This is a genomic window from Streptomyces sp. TAA204 (genome assembly GCF_000424965.1).
In genome coordinates this window covers 50,851-65,262 of the sequence record NZ_AUKW01000020.1, presented here as the reverse complement: position 1 = coordinate 65,262, position 14,412 = coordinate 50,851, and the positions used below count along the sequence as shown (strand labels likewise).

At 70.0% G+C, this 14,412-nt stretch carries 13 protein-coding genes; 8 read left to right on the top strand and 5 right to left on the bottom strand.

Translation table 11 applies throughout. From position 1 onward, the window contains the following. Positions 1–90 precede the first annotated feature (90 nt). The gene (locus H343_RS0121305; protein ID WP_106958908.1) at positions 91–996 is read right to left on the bottom strand and encodes a Scr1 family TA system antitoxin-like transcriptional regulator; all 906 of its coding nucleotides are present in this window, start codon (positions 994–996) and stop codon (positions 91–93) included. A 284-nt stretch (positions 997–1,280) separates the two neighbouring features. Here H343_RS0121305 and H343_RS0121300 point away from each other — a divergent pair, with 284 nt between their 5' ends. Continuing rightward, positions 1,281–1,787 carry an ATP-binding protein gene (locus H343_RS0121300; protein WP_028432801.1) on the top strand — a complete coding sequence of 169 codons (507 nt, stop codon included), beginning with the start codon at positions 1,281–1,283 and terminating at the stop codon, positions 1,785–1,787. Between the two features lie 108 nt (positions 1,788–1,895). On the opposite strand, the gene H343_RS0121295 is transcribed toward H343_RS0121300, so the two are convergent. Then, the gene (locus tag H343_RS0121295) at positions 1,896–2,135 is read right to left on the bottom strand and encodes a DUF397 domain-containing protein (protein WP_028432800.1); all 240 of its coding nucleotides are present in this window, start codon (positions 2,133–2,135) and stop codon (positions 1,896–1,898) included. Between the two features lie 314 nt (positions 2,136–2,449). On the opposite strand from H343_RS0121295, the gene H343_RS31960 reads away from it, so the two are divergent. The 7 genes from H343_RS31960 to H343_RS31955 all read left to right on the top strand — a co-directional run bounded on the left by H343_RS31960 (position 2,450) and on the right by H343_RS31955 (position 11,178). Then, a complete protein-coding gene (locus tag H343_RS31960; RefSeq protein ID WP_078505982.1) occupies positions 2,450–4,429 on the top strand; it encodes an ABC transporter ATP-binding protein in 1,980 nt (659 codons plus the stop codon). 73 nt (positions 4,430–4,502) lie between these two features. Further along, a complete protein-coding gene (locus H343_RS0121285; protein ID WP_028432799.1) occupies positions 4,503–5,525 on the top strand; it encodes a rod shape-determining protein in 1,023 nt (340 codons plus the stop codon). Positions 5,526–5,573: 48 nt separating this feature from the next. Beyond that, entirely contained in the window at positions 5,574–5,780 is a 207-nt protein-coding gene (locus H343_RS0121280; RefSeq protein WP_028432798.1) for a DUF2277 domain-containing protein, read from the top strand. A 91-nt stretch (positions 5,781–5,871) separates the two neighbouring features. Further along, a complete protein-coding gene (locus tag H343_RS0121275; protein WP_028432797.1) occupies positions 5,872–7,635 on the top strand; it encodes a BCCT family transporter in 1,764 nt (587 codons plus the stop codon). 349 nt (positions 7,636–7,984) lie between these two features. Beyond that, positions 7,985–8,968 (top strand): tripartite tricarboxylate transporter substrate binding protein, encoded by a 984-nt coding sequence (locus tag H343_RS0121270; protein ID WP_028432796.1) that lies wholly within the window; start codon positions 7,985–7,987, stop codon positions 8,966–8,968. Then, complete coding sequence (locus H343_RS0121265; RefSeq protein WP_028432795.1) at positions 8,965–9,543, top strand: tripartite tricarboxylate transporter TctB family protein; 579 nt, start codon at positions 8,965–8,967, stop codon at positions 9,541–9,543. The genes H343_RS0121270 and H343_RS0121265 overlap by 4 nt, the downstream gene beginning before the upstream one ends. A gap of 3 nt (positions 9,544–9,546) precedes the next feature. Continuing rightward, complete coding sequence (locus tag H343_RS31955; protein WP_078505980.1) at positions 9,547–11,178, top strand: tripartite tricarboxylate transporter permease; 1,632 nt, start codon at positions 9,547–9,549, stop codon at positions 11,176–11,178. Between the two features lie 79 nt (positions 11,179–11,257). Here H343_RS31955 and H343_RS0121255 read toward each other — a convergent pair whose 3' ends face one another. The 3 genes from H343_RS0121255 to H343_RS0121245 all read right to left on the bottom strand — a co-directional run bounded on the left by H343_RS0121255 (position 11,258) and on the right by H343_RS0121245 (position 14,316). Further along, on the bottom strand, positions 11,258–12,061 hold the full coding sequence (locus H343_RS0121255) for a VTT domain-containing protein (protein WP_028432794.1): 804 nt from the start codon (positions 12,059–12,061) through the stop codon (positions 11,258–11,260). A 173-nt stretch (positions 12,062–12,234) separates the two neighbouring features. Further along, the gene (locus H343_RS31950) at positions 12,235–13,167 is read right to left on the bottom strand and encodes a hypothetical protein (protein ID WP_051265680.1); all 933 of its coding nucleotides are present in this window, start codon (positions 13,165–13,167) and stop codon (positions 12,235–12,237) included. Positions 13,168–13,776: 609 nt separating this feature from the next. Then, a complete protein-coding gene (locus H343_RS0121245; RefSeq protein WP_051265678.1) occupies positions 13,777–14,316 on the bottom strand; it encodes a hemerythrin domain-containing protein in 540 nt (179 codons plus the stop codon). Between the last annotated feature and the right edge of the window lie 96 nt (positions 14,317–14,412).

The following is a 14,412-nucleotide window of genomic DNA, read 5'->3' as shown; positions in this document are numbered from 1 at the left end:
CGTGGGGCAGGAACAAGCCGGGCAATGCCGCCGCTGGGGGGCGCAGCACAGCACAACTCCGTACTGATAGCACGTCATCGTACTTGCATCTCAGTCAAGTTGGCGGATCGTCCGCAGATGATCCCGTGTACGGGAAGGCGGGAGACTGTCCTTCACCAGTCTCCCCAGCACTTGGTCGTAGTGCGCGACTTCGTCCTTCTTGTCGAGGTAGAGAGCGCTTGTGAGCTGCTCCAGATAGACCACATCGTTCAGGTCGGACTCGGGAAAGCGCAAGAGCGTGAAAGCACCGCTCTCGGCGGGATGTCCGCCCAGCTCGAACGGGACGACCTGAAGCGTCACGTTGGGCGACTCGGAGACCTCCGCGAGATGGTCCAGCTGGGCGTTCATGATGGCGTGGCTGCCGAACGGGCGGCGCAGCGCGGCCTCGTCGAGGACGCACAGGAAGTGCGGAGCGTTCTCACCGACCAGCAGCTTCTGCCGCTCGACACGCAGTGCGACGCGGCGGTCGACCTCGTCCTGGGCGATGTACTCGCGGTGCCCGGCGGTGACGACCGCACGGGCGTAGTCCTCGGTCTGGAGCAGTCCGTGGACGAACTGCACCTCGTAGGTGTTGATGTGGGAAGCCGAACCCTCCAGGCCGACGTAGGTCTGGAACCAGGCGGGCAGCACGTCGCTGTAGCTGTGCCACCACCCGGCTATGCTCGATTCCCTCGCGAGCCCGAGCAGCGGCTCACGCTCGCCGTCGTCGACCACTCCGTACAGCGTGAGCAGGTCGGCCACGTCGCGCGCCTTGAAGCTGACCCGGCCCAGCTCCATTCTGCTGATCTTCGACTCGGACGCGCGGATCGAATAGCCGGCGGCCTCGCGCGTCACACCGCACGCCTCGCGGAGGCGCCGCAGCTGGGAACCGAGCAGGATGCGCCGCACCATCGACCCGCTTGAGCCACTCGCCCCGATTGCGCCGCCGCTCACGCCCATTGCCGGTTGTGTCTCCATTTCGAGGAACCCTTCACCCCTGCTCTCAAGGAAGTGTGCCATCAATGCGCTTCGTTGCGTGCCCGGGTGATTACACACGATCGAAAGTCTCCCGTGCACGTGCATCTGCCCTTGCATCTGCTGTGGGCATTGGCAACCATGGGGGTCGCACAAGTGCGCTGCATGTCAGCACAGTTGTGGCACACGGGGAACGGCGAACGAGGATCAGCGAGACACATCGGGACAGCAAGCCGACCGGATCCGCACAGGATCATCACTGCCGCGAACGCCAGGAGTGGCTCGTCATGGGGACCGAAGGATCGACCGTGCTGGAGCCCTTGTGGCGCGGACTCCCGCACCTCGAGCACTCGGGCGTCTCCGGGTCCGCCACCTGTGCGCTGCCGCCGCGCTTCGACGCGGTCAAGGGGGCGCGGGACTTCACCCGCGAGACTCTGGAACGCTGGCGGCTGGAAGGCGAGTTCGACACCGTCGCCCTGGTCGTCTCGGAACTGGTGACCAACGCGCTCCGCCACGGCCTGGCCCCCCTGAACCGGACACCGGAGCCGGTCTCCCCGGTGAGGCTCGATCTGATGCGCTGGGCGGCACGGCTGGTCTGCGCCGTTCGCGACCCGAGCGGGGCACCGCCGCGCAGCGGCACCAACAACTACACCGAGTATGTCGACTTCACGGCCGAGTGCGGCCGCGGGCTGTGCCTGGTGGAGTCCTTCAGCGACGGCTGGGGCTGGCATCCCCTGACGGGGACCATGCGCGGCAAGGTGGTCTGGGCGCTCTTCCGGATCCCGCCCGCCTGACGGCGTCCCGCTTCGCGCGGCTCCGGTTCCGCACGCCGGAGGGGCGGACTCAACCTCCGCACCGCCACCGGCGTCCTTCCCGACGGCCCCGGTGCTGCCGCGGCGGGGTCACTCCTGCACGAGGTGGTCGAACTCGCCGTCCTTGACGCCGAGGATCATGGCCTCCATCTCGGCGGGTGTGTAGACGAGCGCGGGACCGTCGGGGAAGCGCGAGTTCCGTACGGCGATGTCACCTCCGGGCAGCCTGGCGAACTCCACACAGGTGCCTTGTGAGTTGCTGTGCCGGCTCTTCTGCCACGCGACCCCGTGCAGGTCCCTGGCGGCCATGCCGTTGTACGGGTGAGGCACTTGGATCTCCCGGACTGGTGCGGTGGGGGTGGTCGCACAGTGCGCCGTACGGACACCGTTGTCCTTCAACTGCCCCGGATCATAGCCGGTGTTCATGTGCCAATGCATGTGCCGATGCACGTGCACGACACCGTGTCGCTGTGCCATCACAGCCGGTCAAAGCGGGTTGCGGACTGCTGATCACCCATCACCCGGAGTCTCCCGGTTCCACTCCGGGCCGCGCCTCACGGCGCACCGGTTGACTTCAATCGAGCTTCAACTTCTACGGTCGTCCGGCACGCTGACCACCTTCACCGGCACCCGCAGGAGAGAGCATGAGCATGGAGTCGACCGCGTGGAACGCGCTCTACGCCTCCCGTTTCGCCCAACAGGACCGCCGCCCCTTCTCCCGGGCCGCACTCGGCCGCATTCTGCGCTTCGCGCGCGGACACCGCCGCGCCCTCGTCGCCTTCCTGGTCTTCAGCAGCGTGCTGGCCCTGCTGACCGTCGCCACCCCCCTGCTCGCCGGACGGGTCGTGAACGCGATCGTCGACGGTGCCCCCGTGCGTACCGTCGTCACGCTCGCCGGGGTGATCGCGTTCATCGCCGTCGCCGAGGCCGCCGCCGGCCTCCTGACCCGCCGGCTGTCGGCCCGCGTCGGCGAGGGGCTGATCCTCGACCTGCGCACCGCCGTCTACGACCACGTGCAGCGCCTGCCCGTCGCGTTCTTCACCCGTACGCGCACCGGTGCGCTCGTCAGCCGCCTCAACAACGACGTGATCGGCGCCCAGCGGGCCTTCAGCAACACCCTCTCCCAGGTGGTCAGCAATCTCGTCACCCTGCTGGCGACGCTGGCGGTGATGCTCCGCCTGTCCTGGCAGATCACGCTGCTGGCACTCGTCCTGCTGCCGCTCTTCGTCCTTCCGGCCCGCAGGATGGGCGTCCGGCTCGCCCGGCTGGAGCGTGAACGCGCGGACCACAACGCCGCCATGGGCAACCAGATGACCGAGCGCTTCTCGGCACCGGGCGCCACGCTCGTCAAGCTCTTCGGACGACCGGACGAGGAGTCCGCCGAATTCGCCCGGCGGGCAGGACGGGTGCGGGACATCGGCGTCCGTACGGCCATGGTCCAGCACCTCTTCATCACCTCCCTCACCCTCGTCTCGGCGCTCGCGCTCGCCCTCGTCTACGGCCTCGGCGGCTTCTACGCACTGCGCGGCTCCCTGGATTCGGGCACCGTCGTCTCCCTCGCCCTGCTCCTGACCCGCCTCTACGCACCGCTGACCGCACTCGCCGGGGCGCGCGTCGAGGTGATGAGCGCGCTGGTCAGCTTCCAGCGGGTCTTCGAGGTCCTCGACCTCAAGCCGCTGATCGCCCAGAAGCCGGACGCGGTCGCGGTGCCGGAAGGACCGGTCTCCGTCGAGTTCGACGACGTCCGCTTCGCCTATCCCCCGGCCGAGAAGGTCTCGCTTGCCTCCCTTGAAGAGGTCTCCACGCTCGACACCCGGGGCGGCGAGGAGGTCCTGCACGGCGTCTCCTTCCGCGCCGAACCCGGCCGGATGGTGGCGCTGGTCGGCTCCTCGGGCGCGGGCAAGTCCACGATCGCCTCGCTGGCGCCCCGCCTCTACGACACGGACAGCGGGACCGTACGCATCGGCGGCGTCGACGTCCGCGACCTGAGCGCCGCCTCCCTGCGACGCACCCTCGGCATGGTCACCCAGGACGGCCACCTCTTCCACGAGACCGTCCGCGCCAACCTGCTGCTGCCCCGGCCGGAGGCCACCGAGGAGGAACTGTGGGACGCGCTGCGCCGCGCGCGGCTGGACGGCCTGCTCGCCTCGCTGCCCGACGGACTCGACACGGTCGTCGGCGAACGCGGCTACCGCCTCTCCGGCGGGGAGCGCCAGCGGCTGACCATCGCGCGGCTGCTCCTCGCGCGGCCCCGCGTGGTGATCCTGGACGAGGCGACCGCCCACCTGGACTCGACCTCGGAGGCAGCCGTACAGGAGGCCCTCGGCGAGGCGCTGGCCGGCCGCACCTCCGTGGTGATCGCTCACCGGCTGTCGACCGTACGCGCGGCGGACCTGATTCTCGTCCTGGAGGAGGGCCGCATCGTCGAACGCGGGACGCACGAGGAACTGCTCGCACTCGGCGGACGCTACGAGCAGCTCCACCGCACTCAGTTCAGCGAGCGTCCCGCCGCGGCGCGGAGTGCTCAGGAGCCGTCCGCACCGCCTTCACCGCGGGCGGAGTCCGCCGGACCGCTGGACCGTCACCCGGGCGGAGCAGCCCAGCAGGCGGTGCGACGGGGCTGAGTGCACGCTGAGGACTGGGTCGACGCGCGCGCGGGACGGCCTCTCCCACGGACCGGCGAGGATGGGATTCACCGTGACCAACCCCCTTGATCAACTGCGCCGCTGCTCGGTCGCCGTCGACCTCGGCTCCGCCCGCACCCGCGTCCATGTCAAGCAGTCGGGTCTGGTCGTCGACGAACCGTCCGTCGTGGCCGTGAACACCTTCTCCGGGGCCCTGATCGCGGTGGGCACCGCCGCCGAACGCATGGACGGGCGCACCCCCCGCCACATCCGGGTGGTGCGCCCGGTGTGCAACGGCACAGTGATCGACATCGAGATGGCGCAGCGGATGCTGCGGGCGCTGGTCGGGACGACGGTCCGCCGCGCGTGGCGGCGCCGCGGGGCCATGCAGCGCGCGGCCGCCACCATCCCGCACAACGCCGACCCGCTCGCGCGCAGCGCCGCGGTGGAGACCCTGACCGGTGTGGGTGCGCGCCAGGTGGAACTGGTCGACACCCCCACTGCGGCGGGGGTCGGCTGCGGTCTCCCGGTCGAACAGCCGGAGGCCACCATGATCCTCGTCTGCGGGGCGACGACCACCCAGATCGCGGTGCTCTCGCTCGGGGCCATCGTCTCGGCCACGACGGTGCCGATGGGCGGTGACACCATCCATCACGCCGTCATCCAGCATCTGCGCAACCACCACGAACTGATCCTGCCCAGCCAGGCCGTACGTCCCCTGCATCTGGCACTGACCGGCAGCGACCCGGCCGGTGCGACCGAGGTTTGGGGCCGCGACGTGGCGACCGGCACCGCGCGCACGGTGCGCATCGACCCCGACGACGTGCGCGCGGCCATACAGGCTCCGCTGATCGGGCTCTCCGACGCGATCCGCAGCGTGCTCCACGACTGCCCGCCGGACCTCGTAGCGGACCTCGCGGACCGCGGCATGGTGCTCGCCGGCGGCAGTGCTCTGCTGCCGGGGCTGGACGAGCGGCTGCGGGCAGGCACGGGGATGCCCGTGCACATCGCGGAACATCCCTCGCTCAGTGCGGTCAAGGGCCTCGCGGCCATGGTGGAAGGTCAGATCACGCCGCTGGGCGCGGAGGTTCACTGACGGTCTCCGGCGTGCCGCGGCTCCTCCGCCGGGCGTAATGTCGGAAACATGTGCAGAAACATAAAGACCTTGCGCCCGCCGTACGCGGAGACCGTGACCCCGGAGGACATGCGGGCAGCGGCGCTGCAGTACGTGAGGAAGGTGTCCGGCTTCCGGCAGCCGGCGGCCCACAACTCGGAGGCCTTCGACCTGGCTGTCGACCGCGTCGCGGCGGCGACCGAGGAGTTGCTCTCGTCGCTCGTGGTACGTCGCTGAACACAATCCGGTATCAGTACGGCATGCTGATCAGATAGTCGGGTAGCTGCTCCCAGATCTGAGCAATTCCCAGAGCTGAAAGGTCCACAGCGTGCCGGATAAACGGGTGGAACGGAACGCCGAGGAGCCACCGGGCGCCTCGGGCGGTCTGCGGGCGTCACTCACACCGCAGACCGACAGAGTGGTGTTCGGCGTGACGGCCGTGCTGACACTCGGGTTCATCTTGTGGGGAGCCCTCGCGACCGACTCCCTCGAAAGCGTCTCCACAACGCTGCTCAACAGCACCATGCACAACGGTGGCTGGGCGTTCGTGCTCGCCGCGTCCGGCTTCGTGATCTTCTCGCTCTGGCTGGCCTTCAGCCGCTACGGGAAGATCACCCTCGGCAAGGAGGGTGAGGCGCCGGAGTTCCGTACGGTCTCCTGGGTCGCGATGATGTTCAGCGCGGGCATGGGCATCGGCCTGATGTTCTACGGCGTGAACGAGCCGCTCACGCACTTCGCCACACCGCCGCCCGGCACAGGAGGTGAGGCCGCGCCCGCGCCCGAGCGCATGGAAACCGCGATGGCCACCACGCTCTTCCACTGGACGCTCTACCCGTGGGCCATCTACGCGGTCGTCGGCCTCGCCATCGCCTACAGCTGCTTCCGGCGGGGACGCCGGCAGACGATCAGCGCGGTCTTCACCCCGCTCATCGGCGAGCGGAACGCCAAGGGCCTGTTCGGACGCGTCATCGACATCCTCGCCATCTTCGCCACCCTCTTCGGCTCCGCGGCCTCGCTGGGCCTCGGCGCCCTGCAGATCGGCAGCGGTGTCAAGGAGGTCGGCTGGGCCTCGAACGTCGGCACCGGAGTCCTGGTGATCATCATCGCGGTGCTGACCGCCGCGTTCGTCGCCTCCGCGGTCTCCGGCGTCGCCAAGGGCATCCAGTGGCTGTCCAACATCAACATGGTGCTGGCGGGGCTGCTGGCCCTGTTCGTCTTCATCGTCGGCCCGACCATCCTGATGCTCAACCTGCTGCCGACATCGGTGGGTTCCTTCATCGGCGAGCTGCCGCAGATGGCCGCGCGCACCGACTCGACCGCGGGTGAGGGCGTCGCCGAGTGGCTCTCCGGCTGGACGGTCTTCTACTGGGCCTGGTGGATCTCCTGGACGCCCTTCGTGGGCATGTTCATCGCCCGCATCAGCCGAGGCCGTACGATCCGGCAGTTCGTCGGCGGTGTGATCCTCGTGCCGAGCGTCGTCAGCCTGATCTGGTTCGCGATCTTCGGTGGTACGGCCATCAGCCTGGAGCGCGGCGGCGCGAAGATCACGGACGAGTCGACCGCCGAGGGCCAGCTCTTCGCCGTGCTGCGCGAGTACCCGATCGCGAGCGTCACCAGCATCCTCGTGATGATCCTCGTCGGCATCTTCTTCGTCTCCGGCGCCGACGCGGCCTCCGTCGTGATGGGCACGCTCTCGCAGAAGGGCACGCTGGAGCCCGGCCGTAACGTCGTCATCGTCTGGGGCGTGCTCACCGGGGCGGTCGCCGCGATCATGCTGCTGATCGGCGGCGGCGGGGCGACGGCGCTCAACGGGCTGAAGAACCTGACGATCCTGGTGGCCGTCCCCTTCACCCTCGTGATGGGGGCGATGTGCGTGGCGATGATGCGGGACCTGCGGCGCGACCGGCTCATCCTCGTCGGCGAGCGCGGGGACGAGGCCGTGGAGACCGCGGTCATCGCCGGTCACGAGAAGTACGGCGGCGACTTCGAGATCCGCATCGGTCCCGCCGACCCCGCCGACAGCACGGGAGACCCCGGCACCCGGACCCCGGAGGACGGCGGCACTACGGGGCCGGACCTCGGCAAGGGCTGACCCCCGCCCCTCCAGGAGCGACGAGCGCCCCGTGACGGCCCGGCCGTCACGGGGCGCTCCGCGTGCGTCCGTGCGTGCTTCCGTGCGTGCGTGCGTCCGTTCGTGCGTCCGTCGGTCCGTGCGTGCTTCCGTTCGTCCGGGTGCGGCAGCGGGCTGCCGCCCGGGATGCGGATTCGCCGCGGGGGCGGGGGACTTGAGCGTGTCCGGTGCGTCCCGCCGGAGCCGTGAACACAACGAACACAACGACCATTAAGTTCTTTCGCGCACAGGGGGCGAAACCGCCGCGTCCCCCGTGCAGCATGTGGGCCGTCCCCCAGCCGGACCCACTCACGAAAGGCGGTGCCCCCGCGTGCGCCAGCGCACACTGATATCCCTTCTCGGGGCGACGCTGCTCGTACTGATCGGCCCCCCGCTGATCACGACGGGCAGCGGTGCCGAGACGGGGACGAACATCCCCGGGCTGCAGTTCATGGTGCCCAACACCCCCGGCGGCGGTTACGACATCACCGCACGAACCGCCGCGAAGGACGCCGAGGACGCGGAACTCAACCACAACATCGAGGTGTTCAACCTGCCCGGCGCGGGCGGCACCGTCGGTCTGAGCCGCCTCGTCAACGAGCGCGGCAACGGCAAGCTCGCCATGTCGATGGGCCTCGGCGTCGTCGGAGCCGTACGCACCAACGACTCCCCCTCGACGCTCGCCGACGCCACACCCGTCGTCCGCACCGTCGAGGAGCCGGACATCGTCGTGGTGTCGAAGGACTCCAAGTACAAGACGTTCGAGCAGCTTCTCGCCGACTGGAAGAAGAAGCCGCGTTCGCTGCCCGTGGGAGGCGGCTCCTCCGCGGGCGGCCCCGACCACCTCGCACCGATGCTGATGGCCAAGGACGCGGGCATCGCGCCCAAGTCTGTGAACTACGTGCCCTTCGACGGCGGCGGCGAACTCCTCGCCTCCGTACTCGGCGGCAAGGTCGCCTTCGGCGTCTCCGGCATCGGCGAGTACCGCGACCAGATCGAGTCCGGCGAGCTGCGGCTCCTCGCCGTCACCGGGAAGGAACGCGTCGAGGGCTTCGACGCCCCCACCCTCAAAGAGGCGGGCATGGACGTGGAGTTCACCAACTGGCGCGGCATCATGGCCCCGCCCGGCCTGACCGAGGCCGAACGCGCCAAGCTCATCGGCTTCTTCGAGAAGCTGCGCAGCACCCCCCAGTGGCGCGAGTCGCTCAAGAGGAACGGCTGGGACGACGCGTACCTGACCGGTGAGAAGTTCGGCGAATTCCTGAAGACCCAGGACGAACGCGTCAGGACAGTACTGAAGGAGGTCGGGCAGTGACCACCGGACCCGGTAACCCCGCCCCGCCCCCCGGATCCGCTGAGCCCGCCGCGCAGGGCTCGCAGGGCGTGCAGGGCAGCTTGCGCGAACGGCTCCGCGGGCGCTCCGAACTGGGCGTCAGCGCACTGCTGCTGGTCCTCGGCGTGCTGGTGCTCAGCGACACCCTGACCATGGAGACCGTGACCGAACAGCGCGGTCCCGTCGGCCCCAGGACCGTGCCCGTCGTGATCGGCGTGGCGCTGCTCGTGGTGGCCCTCCTCCTCGCCGTCGACGTACTGCGCGGCGGACGCGGAGAAGCCGAAGCCGGCGAGGACATCGACCTGGAGGAACCCTCCGACTGGCGCACCGTCGCCCTGCTCGCCGGAGTCTTCCTGGCCACGGCCGCGCTCATCGACCCCCTCGGCTTCCCGATCGCGGGCGCACTGCTCTTCTGGGGCTCGGCGTACGCGCTCGGCAGCCGCAACTTCTCCCGCGATCCGCTCATCGCGGCCGTCCTGTCCATGGCCACCTTCGCGGCCTTCAACACACTGCTGGGTGTTCCGCTGCCCGGCGGCCCGCTGATGGGGGTGCTCTGAGAGATGGATTCCCTCTCCTCACTGCTGGACGGCTTCGGTACGGCCCTGACACCGCTCAACCTGCTGTGGGCGGCGGTCGGTGTCCTGCTGGGCACCGCAATCGGCGTACTGCCGGGTATCGGTCCGGCCATGGCGGTCGCGCTGCTGCTGCCGGTCACCTACGGACTCGACCCCGTCGGGGCCTTCATCATGTTCGCCGGCATCTACTACGGCGGCATGTTCGGCGGTTCCACCACCTCGATCCTGCTCAACACCCCCGGTGAGAGCGCGGCGGTGGTGGCGGCCATCGAAGGCAACCCGATGGCGAAGGCCGGACGCGGCTCCCAGGCCCTCGCCGCCGCGGCCATCGGGCACTTCACGGGCGGCCTGATCGGCACGGTCCTGCTGGTCGCGCTCGCTCCGACGGTCGCCGCCCTGGCCGTGGACATCGGCGCCCCGGACTACTTCGCGATCATGGTGCTGGCCTTCATCGCCGTCACCTCCGTGCTGGGCAGCTCCCGTGTGCGCGGCTTCGCGGCACTGCTGATCGGGCTGACCCTCGGCCTTGTCGGGCTCGACCAGATGACGGGCCAGCAGCGGCTCACGTTCGGCAGCCTCCAACTCGCCGACGGCATCGACGTCGTCATCGTCGCCGTCGGCCTCTTCGCCATCGGCGAGGCGCTGTGGGTCGCCGCCCGGCTGCGGCACACCTCGTCCGAGGCCATACCCGTGGGACAGCCGTGGCTGGGCCGCGGCGACCTGCGCCGCACCTGGAGGCCGTGGCTGCGGGGGCCGGCGATCGGCTTCCCCTTCGGCGCCATCCCGGCAGGCGGCGCCGAGATCCCCACCTTCCTCTCGTACGTCACCGAGAAGCGGCTCTCGCGGCACAAGAACGAGTTCGGCAAGGGCGCCATCGAAGGGGTCGCCGGGCCCGAGTCCGCCGCTTCGGCCTCGGCGGCCGGGACACTGGTCTCCCTGCTGACGCTGGGACTGCCCACGACGGCCGTCGCCGCGGTGATGCTGGCCGCGTTCCAGCAGTACGGCATCCAGCCCGGCCCGCTGCTCTTCGAGCGGGAGCCGGAGCTGGTGTGGGGACTGATCGCCTCACTGTTCGTGGGGATGGTGCTGCTGCTGGTGCTCAACCTGCCGCTGGCGCCGGTGTGGGCGAAGCTGCTGCGTGTACCGCGTCCCTACCTCTACGCGGGCATCCTCTTCTTCGCGGCGGTCGGCGCGTACGCGGTCGGCGGCGAGGCCGTCGATCTGGTGATCCTGCTCGTCATCGGGGTCATCGGGCTCATGATGCGGCGCTTCGGGCTGCCCGTGCTGCCCGCGATCATCGGCGTCATCCTCGGTCCGGCCGCGGAGCAGCAGCTGCGCCGTGCGCTCCAGATCAGTGACGGGAGCGTGTCGGGGCTGGTGAATACGCCGTTCTCGCTGACCGTGTACGCGGTGATCGCCGTGCTGCTGGCCTGGCCCTGGCTGCGGCGGCTGGCGGGACGGCAGCGGCCGTCGGGCGCCGGCGGGTCAGGCGGGTCAGGCGGCTCGGACGGGCCGGACGGGTCCGGAGGACCTGACGGGCCCGGCGGCGACGGCGAAGGCAGCACGGACAGCAAGAACAGCGAGGACACCCAGGACAGCGAGAACAGCAAGGCCTGAACACGACGGCGCCCCGCCGCCCGGTGAGTGATCCGGGCGGCGGGGCGCCGTCGTTGTACGGGCCGGGAGCCCGGAGGGCTCAGCGGCGTGCGTGCCGGCCGCCGCCCTGGTCGCCGGAGTCCGGCAGGGTGCCGGCGGGCGGAACGGTACCGGCAGCGCCGTTCACACCGTTCGCACTGCCCAGGCCGTTCACACCGTTCGTGGCGCTCCCGCCGGTCACGCCGTCCGTGCCGGCCGGGCCTTCCGCCTTGCCCCGCGCCTTCTTGGCCCTGCGGGCCTTCACGTACTCGATGACGATCGGCATCACCGAGAGCAGCACGATGCCCACGAGCATCGCCTCGATGTTGTCCCGTACGAACTTCGTCTGCCCCAGCAGCGCCCCGAGCAGGGTGACGCCGGCGCCCCACAGCAGGCCGCCGAGGACGTTGTAGGTCAGGAACACGCGGTACCGCATGTGGCTCACGCCCGCGATGATCGGCGTGAAGGTCCGCACGATCGGCACGAAGCGGGCCAGCACCAGGGACTTGGCCCCGTGCTTCTCGAAGAACTCGTGGCCCTTCTCCACGTTCTCCTGCTTGAACAGACGCGAGTCCGGACGCCGGAAGAGAGCCGGCCCGACCTTGCGGCCGAAGGCGTAGCCGAACTGGTCACCGAGGATGGCGGAGATCACCACCAGCGTGCAGACCAGCCAGAGCGGATAGTGCAGGTACTGATCGGTCGCCACCAGCAGTCCCGCCGTGAACAGCAGCGAGTCGCCGGGCAGGAAGAAGCCGATCAGCAGGCCGGACTCCGCGAAGACGATCACCAGGATGCCGATCAGACCGAAGGTCTGGATCAAGTAGTCCGGATCGAGCCAACCGGGTCCCAGCGCTTGGACGGTCACGTCACAGGCTCCTCATCAGGGGCACGCCACGGGGGCGGCGTTTCGGGGGGTACACGCTATCAACGCTCAGGAGTGCCGGGATGTCCCGGCCTTGTGCCCCCGATCCGGCGGAGGAGCTGGGTCCGCTCCGGAGGACGGGGCGGTAGTGCCGCCGGCTTCCGGCGGGGAGCGTGTCAGCCCTGGGGCGCGGGGAGCATCTCGTTCCAGTTCGCCCAGTACCCGCCCTGCCCGTCGGGAACCAATCCGTCCGGCAGCAGCATGTCACCGGGAGAGCTCATCTGCTGGCCGGGGACACCCGAGTGGTGCGGAACGGTTTCTCTGCGGTGCTTGCCGCCCTGCCGTCCCACGGTCTCCTCGGCCTGTGTGAACAGCCGCCCCTGCGCGGAGAGGTACTGCGCGCGGGCCGTCAACCTGCGCAGGTCGGTGCCCAGTTCGAGCGCGAGGATCTCCATGTCCACCCCGGACTGCCAGCCGTCGACGAGTACCGCGTCCTGCACGGGCGACCAGCCCATGTGGTCCGGCATCTGTGAGTGGTCATACATCTGCAGATGCTCGTGCGGCTGCTGGTACTGCTCCTGGGGGTGGGCCTGGGCCTGATGCTGGTACTGGTACTGCTCCTGGGGGTAGGGCTGGTGCTGCGGCTGGTGGTGCTGCTGATGCGCCTGCGGGTGCTGGACCGGCGCCTGAGCCTGGGCGTGCGGGTGGCCGTGCATCTGCGCTGGATCGTGGGGCGCCATGTGGTCCGCCGCCTGCGGGTGCGCGTGGGCGTGCTGCGGGGGAAGCGGGTGCTCCTGCGTGCGTGCGTTCTCCTCGTGCGGCCCGGAGTGCTGCTGGAGATGCGAGGGCATGAGCAGTTCGTCCGCGAGCGTCCGGGCGTCCTCCCGGCCGACGGTGCGGCGCGCGATTCGCACCTCACGCTCCCCCAGGCCGAGCATCTCGGCCACGGCCTTGTCGTTGCCGACCACCACGGCGAACGCCGCGAGTGAACGGACCCGGCTCGTCTGGGCGTCGTCCAGCGTGGTCTGCGCCGCGCGTACCTCCTCGTCGCTCTGGCAGAAGGCTCTCGCCAACACCGTGTGCCGTTCCCACAGCTCCCGAGGCTCCATGCAGACCCCGTGTCCCTTCAGTCCATATGTACTGAATTCACAGTCCAAATCATGCAATCCGTATGCGCGAAGGTCTCAATCTAGTGGCGCGAAGCCGGAAGTCCGTGCCGCCATGACGGGGTGCGGCGCGTTTCCCCGGGATTCCCCCGGGGTACACAAGTGCGGCTTCACGGACGGCCGGACACCCGTCACTCGCGGGCGCTTCGCTCGTCGGCGTCCCCGCGCGGGGCGCCGGAACCGGGCAGCACAGCTGCCGGGAAGGGTCGCGGAGGTGGCTTCCCGTTGGCCGAACTCGTGGCACTGTGCGGTGAGTTGCCGAAGCGGGCCGTGCGCTTCCACGCGCGTCGTCCCGCACCGGCGCAGAGACGGGTCCTCCGCGTGGGCGCGGCGCGGGCGGCCGCCGGTTCGCTTCGCCGCCCCGCCGCGCCGGGCTTCATCACACCGGACACGGCAGCGCTCTCGTCCATCGTGCGTATCGCCCGATGGGAGTACATCTCGTGGACGGACGGATGCGACGGGGTCGTCCCGAGGGGTCGTTCCGGCCCGGGGAGTACCGGTGGGACCGGAGGGGGCGGAGGGGGCGGCGGGCTGCCCCCTACGGCCCGCGCTTCAGGCGGATGCCTCCCGCACGACCCTGCGCACGTTCTCCAGCCGTCCGGGGGCGGTGGCCAGCCGGTCCCGCCTGGCGCGCGCGAACGCCTTCCCCAGCTCGGTCCGCTTCCCGTCGCCCACGTTCTCGCGCGCGTCGTTGAGGATCGAGCGCTCCTCCTCGTCGAGGTGGTGCGCCACCGCCTGTACGAGGTCCTCCAGCTTCCCGTCCCACTCCTCGCCGCCCGGCTCCCCCGCCTCCAGGAGAGCGAGCAGCGCCTCGTGCCCCTCGGCGTGCTCCTCCACACCGTGCTCGACGTCCTCGTCGTCCACGTTCCTGTAGCGGCGCAGCGCGGGGTAGACCTCGGCCTCCTCGGCCTCGGCGTGGGCGATCAGCAGGTCGGCGAGCCGCCGCAGCGCCGCCGCCCGGTCCGCCTCGACGCTCCGCATCTCACGGAAGAGGTCCTCCATCGTGCGGTGGTCGCGGAGGATCAGCTCCACGACGTCGTACGTGTCCCGCTCCTGCTTCCCGTCCTCGAGCCCTTGGCTCCCGGCGCTCATGGCACCCCACTTCGCTCCGTGCTTCTACGAACAGTGCACGGGTGCCCCGGAAGCCGGCGGAGCAGTCGTGAGGCGGATCTCAGCCGCGGTCGCCGC